Origin of the sequence: Sneathiella sp. (assembly GCF_036960985.1) — a bacterium.
Taxonomy (GTDB): Bacteria; Pseudomonadota; Alphaproteobacteria; order Sneathiellales; family Sneathiellaceae; genus Sneathiella.
Genome location: NZ_JBALWD010000051.1, coordinates 1 through 18,795, shown reverse-complemented (window position 1 = coordinate 18,795; position 18,795 = coordinate 1). Strand labels below are relative to the sequence as shown.

Below are 18,795 nucleotides of genomic sequence, written 5' to 3'. Positions count from 1 at the left end.
CTGAGGCTGGCCAGCACAATGGCGCGGGAATTCTCAGAAGTAACCGGGCGGTCCGGGCCTTTCAGCCGTTTGATGCTGTCGTCTGTGTTCAGCCCGACAATCAAGCGGTCACATTCGGCTTTCGATTGCTCGATCAGGGAGATATGTCCCGGATGTACCAAGTCAAAACAGCCATTGGTAAAGCCAACTTTCAACCCGCGACTGCGCCAGTTGGACACCCGCTCCAAGGTCTGGTCGAGGCTGGTGATTTTCTGGTCAATCCCGTGGGTTTCTGCGCTATGCAGCCGTTCACGAAGATCGTCCGTTGTGACCGTGGCCGTCCCGGATTTGGCGACGGCGATACTGCCCGCCAGATTGGCTAGATAGGCCGCTTCGGCTTGTGGCGCCGTGGCGCCAAGAGCCAATGCAAGACTGGCAATGACACTGTCTCCGGCCCCAGAAACGTCGAAAACTTCCTGCGCTTCGGCGGGTATATGATGGCTTGCGGCGTCGGATATGAGGCTCATACCGGCCTCCGAGCGGGTCACCAAAATGGCTTTGAGCCCGGAGGCCGCGAGAACCGCGAGGGCCGCCCGTTCCACCTCGGCATTGCTGCCACAGGGCAGGCCGCTGGCGGCGATCATTTCCTTGCGGTTGGGCGTAATCAACGTGACACCGGAATAGCGGCTGAAATCATCAGATTTCGGATCGGCAATGATGGGGATGCCGGCCTGCCTGCCCCGCTCAATGGCTTCAAACAGGACCGGATCGGACAAAACACCCTTGGCATAGTCGGACAGGACAATGATATCTGCGGTTTTCAGGGCTTCATCAAAGCCGGCAAGCAGCTTTTCAGCGGTTTCCGCCTGTAGGGAATGGGTCGCCTCATGGTCGCTTCTCAGCAGCTGTTGACCATCAGCGACAAATCGGGATTTAACCGTAGTCGGTCGACCGACTGATTTCACCAGATGTGGCGTCAAAGCGCTATCTTCTGCCAATAAGCGTTCGATTTCTGCGCCTTCTGCATCGCTCCCGACAACGGAGACCAGCTGGGCCTTTCCGCCTAGCGAGGCGATATTACGCACCACATTTCCGGCCCCACCCAGCATCTGTACCTGATGGGAGATATTCAGAACCGGGATCGGTGCTTCGGGCGAAATCCGCGTCGCCGTGCCATAGACAAATCTGTCCAGCATGACATCACCAAGCACTAAAACATTGATATCCTTGAATTTATCCAGTGCGCCGAGAAGATGGGATCGATGTTGCATGGGGGCCTCAGACCAGTTTCAGGGATTGTTCGAGGGCGCCGCACAGCATATGGCCCAGAGTGATATGCATTTCCTGAATGCGCCGGGTAGACTGGGCCGGAACAATCAGGCAATGATCGGCAAGGTCTGGCATGCGGCCTCCGTCTCGCCCGGTAAAGGCGCAGCTCACCAAGCCCTTGGTGCGTGCCATTTCCAGCGCGGCGACAATATTCGGGCTGGTACCGGAAGTGGTGAAGCCAACGGCGATATCGCCTGTTTTTCCCAATGCGTCGATTTGCCGTGCGAAAACCGCGTCATATCCCAGATCATTTGCCCCGGCAGTCAAAGCCGACGTATCAGTATTGAGGGCAATGGCGGCGATGGGTTTACGGTCATCCATAAAGCGGATCACAAGTTCGGCGGAGAGATGCTGTGCATCGGCGGCGCTCCCGCCATTTCCAAAAAACATGATTTTATGCCCGTCTTCGATGGCTTTTACCCAGGCGTCGAGCATGGCAACAAAAGGGTCCGCCATATCAGCATGAGTCCGCGCGAGCACGGCCGCATGATCGTCCAGTTCACTGTTAAAATATGCTAACGGATCCACTTTAGCCTACTTTCAAAAAGAATTACCTTTAGCGGTAATAGTATAAACGTTGCGCGCCTGCAAACGCAGAGTTATTTGGTGCGTCATTTGGCAGCGGCGTTGCCGGGCGGAATTCGTCCTGCCGCAACATCATGGATTAATTGCAATTGCTGCGGCAACAGATCTTTATGCGCATAATGGTCGAGGACAGTTTGCCGGGCGGCGCTTCGAATATGCGCCAGAGTATCTGCAGATTTCAAGACATCTTCAATTTGGGCAGCAAAGGCTTCATGGTCAAAAAAGTCGGCTAAAAAACCGTTTTTGCCATGTTCCATGATTTCGCGCACCGGCGCCGTATCCGACGCCACAATCAGGGCGCCACACGATAGACTTTCAATCAGCGACCAACTGAGCACGAACGGGACGGTTAAATAGGCCTGCACCGTGGAAATCTGGAGAACTTTCACATAGTCCTCATAGGAAAGATGACCGGTAAAATGCAGACGGTCCGGATCCGGCTGCAATTCTTCCCGCATCCGTTTGCCCCACCCGTCTCCTTCTGGCAGTTTCTTGCCATAGGCGACACGGTCCTCGCCGACGACGATAACATGAAGGTTTGGGCGTTTTTTCATGAGCAACGCCGCCGCTCGCATAAATTCCGGAAATCCGCGATACGGCTCCATGCCGCGCGTGGCATAGGTGAGGATCTCCGAAGCCTCGCTCACGTCGAGATCGCCAATGATTTTCGAGGCCTTAGGGTTGGGCTTAAAGAAATCCGTATCGACGCCGTCATGCAGCCGGGATAGTTTCCGGTGAAACACATCTGGTATTTGTGACAACTGAAACTGCGTCGGCACCTGCCCCCAGTCGCAGGCGGCGAGATCCATAAGCAATGCGGCGTTTTTGGTCCGGATGCGGCCAGCATCGTCAAAGCCCACGTCGGAGTCTTTTAAAAAGTCCGCGTCCGCGCCATGGGCGTGATAATACCATTCGAAATAGCTGAGCAGGCGGGCGTCTGGAAACACGTCCTTCACATACAGACTGTTCCCCCAGCCGGAATGTGAGCAGATGATATCCGGCGAAAACCCCTGTTTCTTCAGTTTGATACAGAGGCGAAAGACCGACTGGCCGTTTATCACGGCGGTTTCAAAGTTCCTCAGGTAATGGTGAGTATCCGACTTGCCTATCCGATGTGGTTTGAACTGCACATTGACCACGCCCGGGATTTTTTCCGGCACCCGATGAGACGCGAAAATCACCTGATTGGCCTTGTCTTCCGCCAGATGCCGGGCCACATGCCGATACTGGGCGGGAAAATTATTATGCAGGAAAAGTACGCGCATTTGGGCGACTATCCCTCCACTGTCGCTTTGGGTAGATCCCGGGACGTGCGGGCGCGTCGTGGATCAACGCTGTCAAAACCGTCGAACGGTTCGGCCAAACGCGCGGTCGCCATGGCCAAATAATCCGGATTGATCTCGATACCCACGGGCTTTCTGCCAAGTACCTTCGCCACTCTTGCAGTTGTCCCGCTGCCAAGGAAAGGATCCAGGACGATATCGCCGGGATTGGATGAGGCGGCAATGATCCGCTCGATCAAGGCTTCGGGTTTTTGGGTAGGATGGGGCAAGCGTTCGGCCGCACAATAATGAACATGACTGAACTGCCAGACATCGCCCGGATTGGCGCCGCTCATATTATTGCGTTTGCGATAATATTTTTGTGGCACCCGGACATCGTCGAGATTGAAGGTGGCGTCCGGCCCTTTTGAAAACCAGAGAATATCTTCATGACGCGGCGAAAAGCCACGTTTACGGCCCATGCCTTGTGTATAATGCCAAGTAATCCAGCCTTGCGCCGTCATCTCCAGTGTTTCTTCCAACATCACATAAAGAGAGGCGATAAACTTCACGCCCATGAAGCAATAGAGTGAGCCACCGGGTTTCAGGATCCGATGACATTGACCGAGCCAGTTTTCCGTAAAGGCGCGATAATCGGCCCGGTCTTTCCTGTCGATGTTGTTGCCATAATTCTTGCCCAGATTATACGGCGGGTCGGCGACAATAAGATCAACGCTATTGCTGGCAAGTTTCGACATTTCGTCTGCTGCATCGCCGCAAATCAGTCGTGGTTCAGGATTTTGAAGACCCATAAATACTCTACTGTGGTGACCGCTTGGCCATAATGCGTTGAAGGGTTCGCCGATGCATGTTCAGGCGCCGGGCAGTTTCCGAAATATTGTGATCGCAAAGTTCATATACCCGCTGGATATGTTCCCAGCGGACACGGTCCGCGGACATGGGGTTTTCCGGCGGTTGGGGTTTGGCGTCTTTGTCTGCGAGCAAGGCACTGACAATATCTTCCACATTGGCCGGTTTTGCCAGATAATCGATGGCCCCGGCCTTAACCGCAGCGACCGCTGAGGCAATATTTCCATATCCCGTGAGCATGACGATACTCGCATCTTTATTGACCTGACGAATGGCTTCGACCACCTCTAGCCCATTGCCGTCCTGAAGGCGTAAATCGACTACCGCATAATCGGGCGCAGATTCTGCGGCACATCTCTTGCCATCGGCGACACTGCTTGCCAAAGTTGGCTGGAAACCTTGTCTTTCCATGGACCGGCCAAGCCGGTTCAGGAATATTTCGTCGTCATCGACGATCAATAAAGGCTTGTCGTCCATTGTTTCCTCTAGCTTTTTGCGCCGGCGGAACGGCGCACCAATATCATCTGGTTACAGTATCACATTTTGCGTCAGGTGAAAGGGTCGGTTTTTTCGAGTTTTTGCCGTGACCAGACCACCACGGCGATGGCGCCGTGAGGCTTTGCATTTCGAAAAGACACCTCGCCCCGGCTCCTTTTGATTAGCATATCGGCAATAAACACGCCCAAACCCATGCCGCCTTTACCACGCCGGCTTGACATATAGGGCTCGCCCAGCCGCGCCAGTATTTCCGTTGAAAACCCTGGACCATCATCTCTGATTTCAGCACGCACTGTTTTTTCGTCCCAAAAAAGATCAATGATCACAGCGGCTTTTGCAAATTCCGCGGCATTGCTGATCAAATTACCTAGGCCGTGACGCAATTCCGGCGTCGAAAATAGCTTCGGCTTGCTTGTTTCATCGCCATGATTGAGAATTTCAATGCTTTTTTCGGGCTCTTGGTATTTCTCTGCGATCAACGTGAAGAAATCATCGATGGATAAATAATTGTGATGTGCTTCATCTTGAAGAAACCGTTCCGTATCCGGTCGCCTCGAAAGCTGCGCGAGAACTTCCGCACATTTCTTCGCTTGGGTATGTAGAAGCGCGGCGTCTTCTGCGTGTAATTTATCGTCGGCAAGATCTTGCGAAAGCTCTTGTGAAATCAGTAAAATCGTATTGAGAGGGGTGCCAAGCTCATGGGCCGCTGCCGCCGCAATCCCGCCAACAGCGGATAATTGTTGTTCCCGTGCCAGCTCAAACCGGGCGATGGTTAAGGCGTCTGACATTTTTCGCGCATCGGCCGCGATGAGCCAGGCATACCCGGAGAGAAACAGAGTGCCGAGGACTAGAGCGGCCCAGATTGCCAAAATGTATGTCGTTGAGAGTAAGAGCGAACCTTGTGGGAGCGGTAACCGTTCGTGGATAACTGCAAGGACGGAAATACAGATTAAAGTGATTATACCCAGAAAAAGAGTTCCGCGGCGGGACAGGTTGGTTGCAGAGATCGTGACAGGAACGAGGAATAACACTGAAAATGGATTTGTTAATCCTCCCGTGAAATACAAGAGACCAGCCAACTGCAAGATGTCATAGACCAGATATAAAATGGCGCCACGATCAGATAGTCTCTGGGATGTTGGCTGGCTAAGAGTGACTAGAATATTCAAAATGGCGCTAGCGGAAACAAGGGCGGCGACCGGCACGACGGGCATCTCGTAGCTGAAGCCGAAATGAACAATAAAGACGGTGAGGGCTTGGCCAAGAACGGCAAGCCACCGGATATAGACCAGGGTTTGCAGCCGCATGCCGTTGGATGTGCCTATAATAGAGTCAAAATCACCTTTGCTACCGGAGATGCTAGACATTATTTCACGATTTCCTAATGCGCATGTTGTTTTTCGACTATTAATTGCTGTCCACCGAAGTCATACTAATGACACTATTGAACACCACCTTATTTTACGAAACTTGATGTCTTGTTATAGACCAATTAAGGATAATGATATGCGAGAAACGATCAACCTTGTTCGACGGTCAATTTTGTCGTTTATGGCTGCCGGCCTTCTTTTTGCTGGAACATCGTCATTGGCGACAGCCGGTGAAAACCAAGATTTGTTGGTGCAGAAAGCTAAACTCACCATCGAGGGTTTGTCAAAAAACCCGGACTTGGGAGAATTTAGGAAACTATTGGCTGTGGCCAAAGGTGTCGTTGTTTTCCCACAAATTCTCGAAGCGGGATTTTTTATCGGCGGTGCGGGTGGTAGCGGCGTGTTGCTTGGCCAGGACGAAGAAGGAAATTGGACGTCACCTGCTTTCTATGCCATGGGTCAGGGTAGTATCGGCCTGCAGTTCGGCGCACAGGCAAAAGAATTGGTGCTTGTCGTGATGACCGAAAAAGGCGTAAAAGCGATAATTAACAATAATGTCAAGCTTGGTGCGGATTTGAGTGCGGCGGTAGGGCCAGTCGGGACGGCTGTGGGTGCTGCGACAACGACGAATCTGAATTCAGATGTTTTCTCCTTCGCGAATGCGAAAGGTTTGTTTATTGGGGCGTCCGTTGCCGGTTCGGTCCTGACCACAAAAAAAGAGTGGAATGAACTTTATTACGGTAAAGCGGTCACTCCGACGGCGATCGTCATTGATCGCAGCGTGAATAACGCTCAATCAGACGGTTTACGGGCAGCGTTGAAAGCGGCAGAAGCCCCCTAAAACTAATTGCTTTCGCGCAATAGTTTTGCGATAGCGCGATGACGGTTCTGGTCCGCATGGTCCAGAGCCGTTCGTCCCGTAAAATCCGTAATTCCAGTGTTCGCCTGATTTTCCAGAAGCAGCTGGATGACTTCAAGATGACCGGCGTGTGCGGCCTTTATAAGAGCGGTTTCACCTTGCCGGTTTTCGGCGTCAACTTTCGCCTTGTTTGCCAGCAAAACATCGATCACTTCTACCGAACCGTAGGCTGCAGCTTGCATTAAAGCCGTATTTCCCAAGTTGTCTGATAGATCGATTTGCGCTTTATGCTTGATCAATATTTTCACAGATTTGACAGCCCCTGCTGTGGCGGCAGCGACTAGTAGCGGCACCTTTTTATTGTTTCGAGAATTTACGTTATTTCCCGTAAGAAGATATTCTTCGACGGCTTTCGCATTATCTCTGGCCGCTTCCGTGAAAACTTCATCTCCACCAAAAATCGACTGGGCTGAAACTGGAGTAACTGCAAACAATAATAAGGCGAAAACGTACAGATAGAGTTTCATACAATTAGCCTTTTAAAATTCAGTCGATGAAGAATACATAGGTTTAATATGGACCTATTGTTATAGGAGAGGTCACAAAGTTGCAAATATTGCTAACGTTTCCATAACTTTCGTGTATTATGTTGCAGTGCAGCGAAATAAAAGACCGGCGTTGATTGCAGCGCACGGTAACATGGATGTAAGGAGAATAAGTTGCTTTACCAATTTAATGAGTTCCAGAGAATGGTTCTTTCTCCGTTGCGCATGGCGGCGCAGATGCAATCCCAGGTCTTACGAAGCCCTTTTAATCCTATGGCGGAAACACCTCAGGCACAGACTTTGGCGGCGGCTTACGAGTTATTCGCGGAAACGACGCAATATCATGGGAAACCGGCGTTTGGAATAAGTCAGGTTGAAGTCGACGGTCGAACAGTTGCGGTGACCGAAGAAAATCTTTCGCGGAAATGTTTTGGCCAACTGAAGCATTTTAAACGTGACACAACGCGCAAAGACCCGAAACTGTTGATTGTTGCGCCCATGTCAGGACATTTTGCCACACTGTTGCGCGGCACTGTCGAAACCATGATTAAAAACCATGACGTTTACATTACGGATTGGCGTGATGCATCCAATGTACCCCTGATTGATGGGCGCTTTGATTTGGATGACTATATTGATTATGTTCAGGAGTTCCTCGAGTTTCTTGGACCAAATACCCACGTCATGGCAGTGTGCCAACCCGGCGTACCGGTGCTGGCTGCAACGGCGTTGATGGCAGAAGAAGACAATCCAAACATTCCTGCAACAGTGACGTTGATGGGCAGCCCAATTGATACACGTCGACATCCGACGGCACCGTGCAAGCTCGCCATGGATCATTCACTTGATTGGTTCGAGAAAACCGTTATCAACCACGTTCCTATTGGCTACCCGGGTGCATTTCGCCGGGTTTATCCTGGGTTTCTGCAGCTAAGTGGTTTTATGAGCATGAACCTAGACCGGCATATGGAAGCTCATGCCCGTCAGTTTGACCATCTTGTACAAGGAGATGGTGATAGCGCTGACAAACATAGGGCGTTCTACTCCGAATATAATGCGGTGATGGACCTGACAGCAGAATATTACTTGCAGACCATTGAAACGGTATTTCAAAAACAAGCGCTGGCAAAAGGTGAAATGATGTATCGCGGGGATCGCCTTGTTGACACCTCAGCGATTTCCAACACAGCATTGATGACTGTTGAAGGCGAATTGGACGATATTTCTGGTATTGGCCAAACTGTTGCCGCTCATGATATTTGCAACAATATTCCGGAAAGCAAGAAAGCGCATTATGAACAAAAGGGCGTTGGGCATTATGGCGTGTTCAATGGTCGCCGGTTTAATAGTGAAATTGCCCCACGAATTTCAGATTTCATTCTCAAACATGAAATGGGTACTGCAGCACCTTTATATCTTGTACAAAAAGATACGGAACAAGCAGGTAATGTGAAATTGGCACCAAAAAAGGTGGCAAAGAAGGCTCCACCTGCCCCGAAAAAGGCACCTATTGCGAAAAAAGCGGCTCCAAAGAAAGAAGCTCCGGTTCTTAAAACAGTCAAGTCTGTGTCGCCGGCTGTAAAGAAGGTGGCGAAGTCGGCTCTGCCTGCTCCGAAAAAGGCAGCGATGGCGAAAAAAGCGGCTCCAAAGAAAGAAGCCGCGGTTCTTGAAACGGTCAAGCCTGCACCACCGGCTGTTCAGAAGGCGAGCGTGGAAAAACCAGTTGCTGTGGCTCCGAAAACAGCTAAGGTTGAGGCACACAAAACGGTTGCTGTGCATAAAAATCCTGCGAAAGCACCTGCAAAAAAGAAAGCCTGACGACTGACAAAGAATAATAATGTGGAGATTGATGCGCCTTTTTGGGAAACGGTCCCATTGGAAGATATGTCCAAGACACAATGGGAATCATTGTGTGATGGCTGTGCTAAATGCTGCCTTCTGAAATTGGAAGATGAAGATACGCTGGAGCTTGCCTATACGGATGTCGCGTGCCGCCTTCTTGACATGGGGACATGCCAATGCACGCGTTACCCGGATCGCTCTGTTCTTGTTCCCGACTGTATAACCATGACACCGGAGATCGTACCAACTTTACGGTGGATGCCTAAAACCTGCGCTTATCGGCTTCTTTCAGAGGGGAAACCACTTGCCTGGTGGCATCCGCTTGTGTCGAATAATCCAAATACTGTACATGAAGCTGGAATCTCGGTCCGCGGTCGTGCGACATCCGAAAGAAAGGCCGGAGATCTTGAAGATCATATTGTTGACTGGCCAGAAGAAGACATAGCATGAGAGACCGTTGTGTTTAAACTTCGCAGCTCAAGCAGTTTGACAGCTTTTCCTGAGTATATCGACGGACCTCATCCCTACTTACAACTGGAACAGCGCCAAGTACCCGTTGAAATAAAACACAGTCCCCGTGCCTCCCGTCTTAAATTACGCATTGATCGGCAAGCCGGCGTTGTCTTGATATTGCCGCTACGGGCCTCAACAAAAGAAGGCCTCGCCTTTTTGAAACGGGAACTTCCGTGGGTCGCAGAAAAAATAGAAAAAATACCGGAAACAATACCATTTTTACCTGAATCAAAACTTCCTCTTCTTGGAACGCCACATATTATCAAGCATGTTCCCAACGAACGCGGACTCGTTTGGTCTGAGGATTGCCAGATTTTCGTAACGGGTCAAATTGAGCATGTGCCACGCCGTATAAAGGACTGGATTAAAAAGGCGGCTAAACGTGAAATCACCCCAAGGGTTCTAAATTATACGGCCCAACTAGGCGTCATGCATACAGGAATTACCCTTCGTGATCAGAAAACAAGATGGGGCAGTTGTTCCTCAACGGGCCAACTAAACTTTTCCTGGCGGCTTTTTTTAATGCCGGAGTTTGTGTTGGATTATGTTGTCGCCCATGAGGTAGCCCATTTACGGCACATGAACCATTCCGCGCAATTCTGGGGTGTCGTAAACGGTTTGAATACTGACGTGAAGGCTGCAAAAAAGTGGCTTACTCGGCATGGACCAGAAGCTCACCGATACGGCCCGTAACCTCCAAAGTAACACTTGAAGCAGCTTTATTATAGAAAAGTCAGCATATGCGTCTGTCTCCACAATCCATATCCTTTACCGTGTTCTTGTCAGCGGCCGTTGCTATTGGGCCGTTGTCTACGGATATGTATCTGCCAACCTTTCCTCTCCTGGCAGAAGTATTTGGTGCAAGTGTTGCAGAAGTTCAATTAACCCTGAGCATCTTTACCTTTACTATTGCGGGCTGCCAGTTGATTTATGGGCCGCTAACAGACCGGTTTGGACGAAAGCCAATCTTGATTTCGGGCCTTTTGGTCTTTGTCGCCGCCAGTTTCGCCTGTCTGCTTGCGGAGGATATTGATGAATTTATTTTGTTCAGGTTTATTCAGGCATTGGGTGTTTGTGCAGCGATTGTTGTCCCCAGGGCAATGGTCCGAGATTTGTATCAACGTGATTTGGCTGCAAAACAATTATCGCGCATGGGCACTATCATGGGGTTTGCGCCGGCTATTGCGCCGATTCTGGGAGGATATCTGGCGGCATTCTACGGATGGCAGTCCGTTTTTGTCTTTTTAGGTTGCGCGGGGCTTCTCGTCGCGCTCGCCGTTATTTTATTGATTGATGAATCTCATTTGGCTAAAGACAAAAATGCACTGCGGCCGGCGCATATATTTATAAATTATCGAACCCTTGCGAAAAATCCGGAATTTATGGGCTTTGCTGTTTCCGGCGGGCTTTGCTTCGGCGGTTTGTTTGCCTTTATTTCCGGATCGCCGCTTGTTCTAATCGAAGTGTTTGACGTAGCAGCCGATCATTTCGGATATTTTTTCGGAATGGGCGTGCTTGGTTTTATGGCCGGGACGTTGATAGGGCCGGCATTAACAGCGCGGCGCGGTTTGATATTTTCTCTAAAAATTGGAACAAGAATTTCTGCCGTTGGGGGAAGCTTGATGCTGGCTGCCTGTATCGTTGAGATAAACCACGTGGCTGCTGTGATGGGTCCGATGGTGATGTTCTCAATTGGTCTTGGCCTGGTTTTACCGCAATCACAAGCAGGTGCCATGGCGCCTTTTCCAGAAAAAGCCGGTCTTGCCTCCGCTTTTATGGGGTTCTTGATGATGGGGTTCGCGGCTCTACTGGGTTATGTAATTGCTTTGCTTTACGACGGCACGCAGCTGGCCATGGTTTCCGCCATAGCGTTGATGGGCCTCTTGTCGTGTCTCGTCTTTCAGATTGTGGTTGTTGGTCGTCAGAAACAAAATCACTAAGGTCGATTAGTCCGCTCATCAGGGTAATCGTATGTGTTGATCCGATTAGCTGTGGTGCGCGTTTCGAAATCGGCGTCCGATCCTGGTTTCTTGCTGAACGAGTTTACAATTTTCTGCCATAGGCTGGAAGTATCCGGTTCCTCTTCAACTTTGGCAAAAGCAATCGCCTGAGACGTATTACTATGTTGGATGAAATCTTTCCAAGCGACAGCAGGTAAATTGCTGCCATTAACCCGCTTGGTGGTTGATCCATTATCGTTTCCAAACCATACGCCTGCGACTAGATCCGGCGTAAAGCCTATAAACCAGGCATCGCGGTAATCCTGCGTCGTGCCGGTTTTTCCGGCGGCGGCAAACCCCGGATTAGCCGCCTTACCAGTTCCCCATTTTATGGCAGCGGTCATTACGTCCTGCATTTTGTTCACTGTGCTTGCGCTGATTACGCGGCCCTGGCCGGAGCTTTGACGGGTATACAAAACATCTCCGCCTTTTTCGCGGATCTCAAGAACGGCATAGGGCAAAACACGCGTGCCGCCATTCGCGATAATGGCGTGAGCTGCCGTCATTTCGAGCAAAGAGACTTCATTCGTGCCAAGGGAAATAGATGGATGCAGAGGAAAATTACCAGATAATCCCAAATTAGAGGCCATATCTGCCACTTTATCTCGTCCGATGCTTTCTGTAACTTTGACGGCCACGGTATTGATGGAGCGGGCGTAGGCTTCACGCAGGCTCATGTCACCATTGTATTTTTTCGTGTAATTGTTGGGTTTCCAGCCGTCAATATTGATAGGCCCGTCCGTGAAAGTATCATCTGGTGCCAACCCATTCTCAAATCCAGCAAGATAGACAATGGTCTTAAAGACGGATCCGGGTTGCCGACGAGCAATGGTCGCCCGGTTATATACTGACTTCGAATAGCTTCGGCCACCGACCATAGCTTTGACAGCGCCGTTGGGGTGCATGGCAACGAAGGCCCCCTGCTCTACGTCTTTGAGCTTGCTATCAGCCTTCAAACGATTTTCCAGGGCCATTTCCGCATCCCGCTGCATTTGCAAATCTAACGTCGTGGTGACAATCAGATCCTTGTCAGTCCGGCCGATGTAGGATTGGACTTCGCTAACGGCCCAATCGGCAAAATACCGGACATTGCGAAAATCGCGCGATACGTTTTTTAAAGTGGCGGGTTTGGCTAAAACGGCCAACGCCTGGCTTTCGGTCAAAAAGTCTTCGTCAACCATACGTCCGACCACGACACTGGCGCGATTTTGAGCGCGCTCAAGACTTAAAGTTGGCGCATAATAGGTTGGCGCTTTCAAAAGCCCCGCGAGCATTGCTGATTCAGCAGTTGTTAATTGAGTTGCCGGTTTCGAGAAATACTTACGCGATGCGGCGTCAATTCCGTATGTGCCGGAGCCGAAATACATGCGATTTAGATAAAGTGCGAGAATTTCATCTTTGGTGTAGTCCGTTTCCAGCCAAAAGGCGAGGAGCAGTTCACGGACTTTACGTCCCATGGTTCGTTCAGGTGTGAGAAACAGGTTTTTCGCCAATTGTTGTGTTATCGTGCTGCCGCCCTGGACAACTTTCCCCGCTTGATAATTCCGCCAAGCCGCTCGTGTCAGGCTTACTGGATTTACACCAAAATGATCATAAAAATGGCTATCTTCTGTTGCCAGTACGGCCTCTTTCATGGAACTAGGTATTTCTTCGATCGGTAACATATCGCCGTACAAATCGCCATATGTGGTGAACCGATCACCATTCTTCGTTTGTAGAACCATGGAAGGGCGTTTTTCGATAACACCAATTCCAGAAATATCGGGAAGCGTATAAGCGAAATATCCTAGAAAGAGACCGAGGATTAGAATTCCCCAGACAACAAAAGTGCCGCCCCAATTTAGAATAGGCCCAGCCCAACCTCGTGACGGCGGCGGTGCCGAACGTTTGCGTTTAGGAGCGGCGGCCTTTTTCCGCGCAACCGGTTTCCTGCGTGTCGTCGCCAGTTTCGCGTTTTTACTTTTGCCGCGCTGTGGATAAGTCGAGCGTCCAGGCACCGTTAGGGAAGAGTTACCGGCGGATCTTTTAGAGGCTTTTTTCATGAGTTGCTTTACTCAGGTCCTAATTACTAAAATTGTTTCTTCACGCCGGAGTATCCACCTCATTTGCGGCAAAAATGAGATTTTATCCTGTTCAATAATTAACCTTAAACATCGAGAACGCCCACTTTTAGTGCATTTTCTTGAATAAAGATCCGTCGAGGCTCCACAACATCGCCCATAAGCGTGGAGAAAACCTGATCTGCTTCATCGCCATGATTAACGCGCACCTGTAGTAAAGTTCGAGCATCTTGGTCAAGCGTTGTTTCCCACAGCTGATCGGGATTCATTTCGCCGAGGCCCTTATACCGCTGCATTGTCAATCCACGCTTTCCGAGCGTCAAAACCTTATCCATGAGTTCCAGCGGAGAATTGACAATTTCCCGCTTATCTTTGTGAACGAAGGTCGATGCCGCAGCGTAAATGGCCTGCAATTCGTCTTTCATTGAATTAAGCTGTCTCGCTTCAGCAGAATGGATCAAATTACTGTCTACTAGCTGGACTTCTGTAACGCCGCGAACTTCGCGGCTGAATTTAAGGCTATGGTCTGGCAAAACCTCGCCGACCCAACCGCGTTCGGTCTCCGAGGAAATGGTGTCCAAACGGCGGGCAATAAAATTGGCAGCTTCAGGTCCTTTTTCCGGATCACTAAGAACGTCGTCGTTTAACGCCCCGGCGATGGCCACTTGTTCAACAACCGATCGGTTCTGAAGGCGAGCAATTGCGTCAATAAGATCTCGCGCCTGTCGCGCGCGGGTTATTAATTCCAATAAATCCTGGCCGCTACGTTGCTCTCCGGAAGAAAGTTCAAGAACGACGTCTTCAATTCCCTGCTCGATAAGGTAGTCATCCATCGCCTGTTGATCTTTTAGATACACAGAAGACTTGCCGCGTGCGACTTTGTACAAAGGGGGCTGCGCAATATAGAGATATCCCTTTTCGATCAGTTCGGGCATTTGACGATAGAAAAATGTCAGTAAAAGCGTGCGGATATGGGAACCATCGACGTCCGCATCGGTCATTATGATAATCTTATGGTATCGTGTTTTTTCGATATTAAACTCTTCCGGCCCAATACCTGTGCCCAAAGCCGTAATCATCGTTCCGATTTCTGTTGAGGATAACATGCGATCAAATCGCGCTCGTTCAACATTGAGGATTTTACCCCTCAGCGGTAAGACAGCTTGATTGTGACGGTCCCGGCCCTGTTTGGCGGAACCACCCGCACTGTCCCCTTCCACAAGGAAAAGTTCGGAGATCGCCGGATCCTTAGACTGGCAATCAGCAAGTTTGCCGGGCAGGCTGGAGATATCCAGTGCGCCTTTTCGCCGTGTAAGCTCTCGTGCTTTTCGGGCCGCTTCTCGTGCTGCGGCGGCTTCAAATACTTTTGAGATAACTATTTTGGCGTCGTTCGGATGTTCTTCGAACCATTGGGTCAGGGCCTCAAAAACACTGCTTTCAACAATAGGTCTCACTTCACTGGAAACCAGCTTGTCTTTGGTTTGCGAGGAAAATTTTGGGTCAGGTACTTTCACTGAGACAACGCAGGTAAGCCCTTCGCGAGCATCATCGCCCGTAATTACTGCTTTTTCCTTTTTCGACAACCCACTGGAAGTCGCATATTGATTGATAGTCCGGGTTAATGCAGCCCTGAATCCGGCCAAATGAGTACCACCATCACGCTGTGGAATATTATTTGTGAAACACAGAACATTCTCATGATAACTGTCGTTCCATTGCAATGACGCCTCAACCGTGACGTCTTCGCGCTCTGCACTAAAATCAATAGTCTGGCCAATTAGAGGGGATTTCGAGCGATCGAGATACTCAACAAATGCTGAAATACCACCATCGTAATGGAGGTCAACTGTGACGGGCTCAGCCGATCTGAAATCGTTTATCTGAATGTAAACACCTGAATTCAGGAAGGCTAATTCACGCAGCCGATGTTCCAGAGTTGAGAATTCAAACTTGATATTCGTAAAAGTTCCAGGGGATGGCGTGAAAGTGATTTCTGTTCCAGACTTCCCTATTGCGTCATCGCCTACTTCCAGTGAGCCAACAGGTTCGCCATGTTCAAAACTTAAAAGATGCTCTTTGTCGTTTCGCCAGATCTTCATATCAAGTCGTGTGGACAGGGCGTTGACCACCGAAACGCCAACACCATGCAAGCCGCCAGAAACTTTATAGGAATTCTGGTCAAATTTACCGCCCGCGTGAAGCTGAGTCATAATCACCTCCGCAGCAGAGACTCCTTCTTCTTCATGAATATCGACAGGAATTCCGCGGCCATTATCCCGTACCGTAACGGAACCGTCAGGGTTCAGCGCGACAAACACGAGATCACAATAACCCGCCAACGCCTCATCGATGGCATTATCTACAACCTCATACACCATGTGATGTAAACCAGACCCATCGTCGGTGTCGCCAATATACATGCCAGGACGCTTCCGAACGGCATCGAGGCCTTTTAGAACCTTGATGGAATCGGCGCCATAATCTTCCGCATTACTTTGGTCTTGTTTGTTACTCATTACCCTAATTTCCTCTTTCAGTCAGCAGCCCGCGTGTTAACGGTGCCGTTATCAACTGTCAAATACTGTGCTCTGTCGCCAAGTTCGGCAAAAAGAGAATAATCTGTTCCCGTCATCCAAGCCTGAGCCTTCATTTGCTCAATTTCGTCAAACAAGGCCTGTCTACGTGTCTGGTCCAAATGGGCCGTTATTTCGTCTAACAACAGAACTGGCGCCTGCCCCTGTTGTCCGGCCTGCAATCTTGCATCGGCTAAAACAATCGAGATCAGCAGTGCTTTTTGTTCTCCAGTCGAACAAAGATCCGCCGGAAGGTCTTTGTCTTTGTGCCGAACACCCAAATCGCTCCTGTGCGGTCCCAACGTTGTACTTCCAGCCTTTTCGTCGATATGACGACTTGTTTGAAGCTTTTCTCGATACGTATCTTCCGCCGCCAATGCCGGCATATTCTGTAACCAATCTTCGATAGTGCCGGAAATATTAAGGTCTGCTTTTGGAAAGGCACTAGCAACATGTCCTGTTCCGCCAACTGTCATTGCTGCATTCAACCTGTCCACTGCCTCTTGCCTTGCTGCCGCTATCGCAACTCCAGATTCTGATAGGGTACGTTCTAGTGACATAACCCAGTGTTTGTCATAATGCCCTTGCTTCAATAATCTGTTCCGCTCTCGCATTACTTTTTCAAAAACTGTCGTTCTCTTGCCGTGCGCAGGATCAAATCCAAACGTCAATCTGTCCAGAAACCGCCGCCGCCCACTTGCCCCTTCCTGGAAAAGTCGATCCATCTGGGGGGTCAGCCAGTTAACCCGCACTTGGCCAGCAAGCGCTGCTGAGCTATTCATCATTTGCCCGTCAATTTTAACGGACCGTCGATCTGCGGTTTCCTTGCTTCCACTTTCTGAAGGGCTGGCCGTAAGGCCCGTCCCCAACGTTGTTGTTCCAAGTGGAGACTGCACATCTGCGGCAACCGCCCACTGCCCCGCCCCCATCTTGTTGGCAGCATCTCCTAGCCGTGCTCGCCGTAAGCCTCGACCTGGCGTCAGGAAAGAAATCGCCTCCAGAAGGTTCGTTTTGCCGCTACCATTTAGCCCTGTCAAAACTACGGGCCGGTCGTCTGTTTCAACTTTCAAATAGTCGTAATTTCGAAAATCGGTCAAAATCAGGCGCGTAATGGCAAAAGCAGACACGTAATACTCCGGTTAAGCGGCCATCCTTTGCATTAAACGCGCATTGGCATGAGAACATAAAGCGCGCCGTCATCGGCGCTATCCTTAACGATTGTCGGGGATCCAGCATCCGCAAGAACGAAATGCGCATTTTCTCCTTCAATTTGGCCAGTGATATCCAGAAGATATTTAGAATTAAACCCGATCTCCATATCGCCAGATGTATATGTTGCCGTAATTTCCTCGGTTGCGCTTCCTGCATCTGATCCAGTTGCGGATAATGTAATCCGGTCATTGCTCAATGTCAGTTTGATCGCTCGGGTTTTTTCAGTCGATACTGTAGATACACGGTCTACCGCTTGTGCAAAAGATTTGCCGTCTAGCTCAAGAACTTTGTCATTGCCTGCAGGGATTACCCGTTCGTAGTCCGGGAAAGTTCCATCAATAAGCTTGGAGGTGAGCAGTGAGTCGGCAAACGAGAAACAAATTTTCGTATCGGAAAGCGAAATTGCGACATCGCCATCCATATCGTCTATCAATTTTCGAATTTCATTCACGGCCTTGCGAGGGATAATTATACCCGGCATTCCTTGAGCATCCGACGGAATAGGCGTTTCAACCCGAGCCAATCTATGGCCATCGGTGGCGACGGCCCGCAGAACCGGTACGCCGTCGATGTCCGCAGCATGCAGGTATATGCCGTTCAGGTAATAGCGCGTTTCTTCGGTTGAGATAGCGAACCGTGTTTTATCGATAAGGCGCTTAAGAACACTGGTAGATAAGGTGAAGTTATGCGGAAGCTCACCCGACTCCATAATTGGAAAATCATCTTGCGGCAAGCAGGACAAAGCAAACTGGGAGTGCCCGCAACGAATTGCAATCCTCCCATCATCGCTTTTGTAGTCGAGCTCTACCTGACTGCCTTCAGGGAGCTTTCGGATAATATCATACAAAAGATGGGCGGGGGCGGTAATTGACCCCTCGGTTGTTATATCTGCTGCCACTTTATCGCTAATCGCGATATCCAGATCGGTGGCAGTCAACCCGAGGTAACCATCTCGCGCATTCAGGAGAATATTAGATAGAATGGGGATAGTATTCCGGCGTTCTACAACGCTTTGCACATGGTTCAAGGATGAGAGAAAAGCGCTACGTTCAATGGTCAGTTTCATGGGCTCAACTAGGCTTAAAGGCAAAACTCAAAAATGACCCCCATCTAGGCTGATAGCGGCCAACAACGATAATTTCATACTCTGATTTTCGGAATTATTGCTGGTGCCTTAACAAATTGATTCGTAAACCTGAATCAGAATTTTTGGCACATGCAACATGTTCCGGAATCATTCCGTGCAGTATAGCAGAAAGACGTTGAGTATGCCAAGTGTTTAGAGGCAGATACAAAGC

At 49.9% G+C, this 18,795-nt stretch carries 16 protein-coding genes; 5 read left to right on the top strand and 11 right to left on the bottom strand.

Features of this window, described 5'->3' with window-relative positions; all coding sequences use genetic code 11:
- The 6 genes from rfaE1 to V7723_RS18920 all read right to left on the bottom strand — a co-directional run.
- A partial coding sequence (rfaE1, locus tag V7723_RS18945) for a D-glycero-beta-D-manno-heptose-7-phosphate kinase (RefSeq protein WP_335686066.1) occupies nucleotides 1-1,250 on the bottom strand: 1,250 nt, incomplete at its 3' end.
- Nucleotides 1,251-1,257: 7 nt separating this feature from the next.
- Nucleotides 1,258-1,836: a D-sedoheptulose 7-phosphate isomerase gene (locus V7723_RS18940; protein ID WP_335686065.1), complete on the bottom strand. Its 579-nt coding sequence runs from the start codon at nucleotides 1,834-1,836 to the stop codon at nucleotides 1,258-1,260.
- An 83-nt stretch (nucleotides 1,837-1,919) separates the two neighbouring features.
- Nucleotides 1,920-3,158 (bottom strand): glycosyltransferase family 4 protein, encoded by a 1,239-nt coding sequence (locus tag V7723_RS18935; protein WP_335686064.1) that lies wholly within the window; start codon nucleotides 3,156-3,158, stop codon nucleotides 1,920-1,922.
- 8 nt (nucleotides 3,159-3,166) lie between these two features.
- Entirely contained in the window at nucleotides 3,167-3,967 is an 801-nt protein-coding gene (locus V7723_RS18930) for a DNA-methyltransferase (RefSeq protein WP_335686063.1), read from the bottom strand.
- Nucleotides 3,968-3,974: 7 nt separating this feature from the next.
- A complete protein-coding gene (locus V7723_RS18925) occupies nucleotides 3,975-4,502 on the bottom strand; it encodes an ActR/PrrA/RegA family redox response regulator transcription factor (protein ID WP_335686062.1) in 528 nt (175 codons plus the stop codon).
- A 71-nt stretch (nucleotides 4,503-4,573) separates the two neighbouring features.
- Nucleotides 4,574-5,890, bottom strand: coding sequence for an ActS/PrrB/RegB family redox-sensitive histidine kinase (locus tag V7723_RS18920; RefSeq protein WP_335686061.1), 1,317 nt, complete (start codon nucleotides 5,888-5,890; stop codon nucleotides 4,574-4,576).
- Between the two features lie 139 nt (nucleotides 5,891-6,029).
- Between V7723_RS18920 and V7723_RS18915 the strand changes: the two genes are divergently transcribed.
- Nucleotides 6,030-6,734, top strand: coding sequence for a lipid-binding SYLF domain-containing protein (locus tag V7723_RS18915; RefSeq protein WP_335686060.1), 705 nt, complete (start codon nucleotides 6,030-6,032; stop codon nucleotides 6,732-6,734).
- A 2-nt stretch (nucleotides 6,735-6,736) separates the two neighbouring features.
- Here V7723_RS18915 and V7723_RS18910 read toward each other — a convergent pair whose 3' ends face one another.
- Nucleotides 6,737-7,279 (bottom strand): ankyrin repeat domain-containing protein, encoded by a 543-nt coding sequence (locus tag V7723_RS18910; RefSeq protein WP_335686059.1) that lies wholly within the window; start codon nucleotides 7,277-7,279, stop codon nucleotides 6,737-6,739.
- A 192-nt stretch (nucleotides 7,280-7,471) separates the two neighbouring features.
- Here V7723_RS18910 and V7723_RS18905 point away from each other — a divergent pair, with 192 nt between their 5' ends.
- From V7723_RS18905 to V7723_RS18890, 4 genes are read left to right on the top strand one after another with little or no spacing between them, the layout of a single operon-like run.
- Nucleotides 7,472-9,115 (top strand): polyhydroxyalkanoate depolymerase, encoded by a 1,644-nt coding sequence (locus V7723_RS18905; protein WP_335686058.1) that lies wholly within the window; start codon nucleotides 7,472-7,474, stop codon nucleotides 9,113-9,115.
- Nucleotides 9,116-9,136: 21 nt separating this feature from the next.
- Entirely contained in the window at nucleotides 9,137-9,589 is a 453-nt protein-coding gene (locus V7723_RS18900) for a YcgN family cysteine cluster protein (protein WP_335686057.1), read from the top strand.
- A 9-nt stretch (nucleotides 9,590-9,598) separates the two neighbouring features.
- The gene (locus V7723_RS18895) at nucleotides 9,599-10,345 is read left to right on the top strand and encodes a M48 family metallopeptidase (RefSeq protein ID WP_335686056.1); all 747 of its coding nucleotides are present in this window, start codon (nucleotides 9,599-9,601) and stop codon (nucleotides 10,343-10,345) included.
- Nucleotides 10,346-10,392: 47 nt separating this feature from the next.
- On the top strand, nucleotides 10,393-11,592 hold the full coding sequence (locus tag V7723_RS18890; protein ID WP_335686055.1) for a multidrug effflux MFS transporter: 1,200 nt from the start codon (nucleotides 10,393-10,395) through the stop codon (nucleotides 11,590-11,592).
- Here V7723_RS18890 and V7723_RS18885 read toward each other — a convergent pair.
- From V7723_RS18885 to dnaN, 4 genes are all read right to left on the bottom strand, one after another.
- The gene (locus V7723_RS18885) at nucleotides 11,589-13,694 is read right to left on the bottom strand and encodes a transglycosylase domain-containing protein (protein ID WP_335686054.1); all 2,106 of its coding nucleotides are present in this window, start codon (nucleotides 13,692-13,694) and stop codon (nucleotides 11,589-11,591) included. The two genes, V7723_RS18890 and V7723_RS18885, sit on opposite strands and share 4 nt — an antisense overlap.
- Nucleotides 13,695-13,798: 104 nt before the next feature.
- A complete protein-coding gene (gene gyrB, locus V7723_RS18880; protein WP_335686053.1) occupies nucleotides 13,799-16,228 on the bottom strand; it encodes a DNA topoisomerase (ATP-hydrolyzing) subunit B in 2,430 nt (809 codons plus the stop codon).
- A 17-nt stretch (nucleotides 16,229-16,245) separates the two neighbouring features.
- Complete coding sequence (gene recF / locus V7723_RS18875) at nucleotides 16,246-17,412, bottom strand: DNA replication/repair protein RecF (RefSeq protein WP_335686052.1); 1,167 nt, start codon at nucleotides 17,410-17,412, stop codon at nucleotides 16,246-16,248.
- A 32-nt stretch (nucleotides 17,413-17,444) separates the two neighbouring features.
- Nucleotides 17,445-18,563, bottom strand: coding sequence for a DNA polymerase III subunit beta (dnaN, locus tag V7723_RS18870; protein ID WP_335686051.1), 1,119 nt, complete (start codon nucleotides 18,561-18,563; stop codon nucleotides 17,445-17,447).
- Nucleotides 18,564-18,795 lie beyond the last annotated feature (232 nt).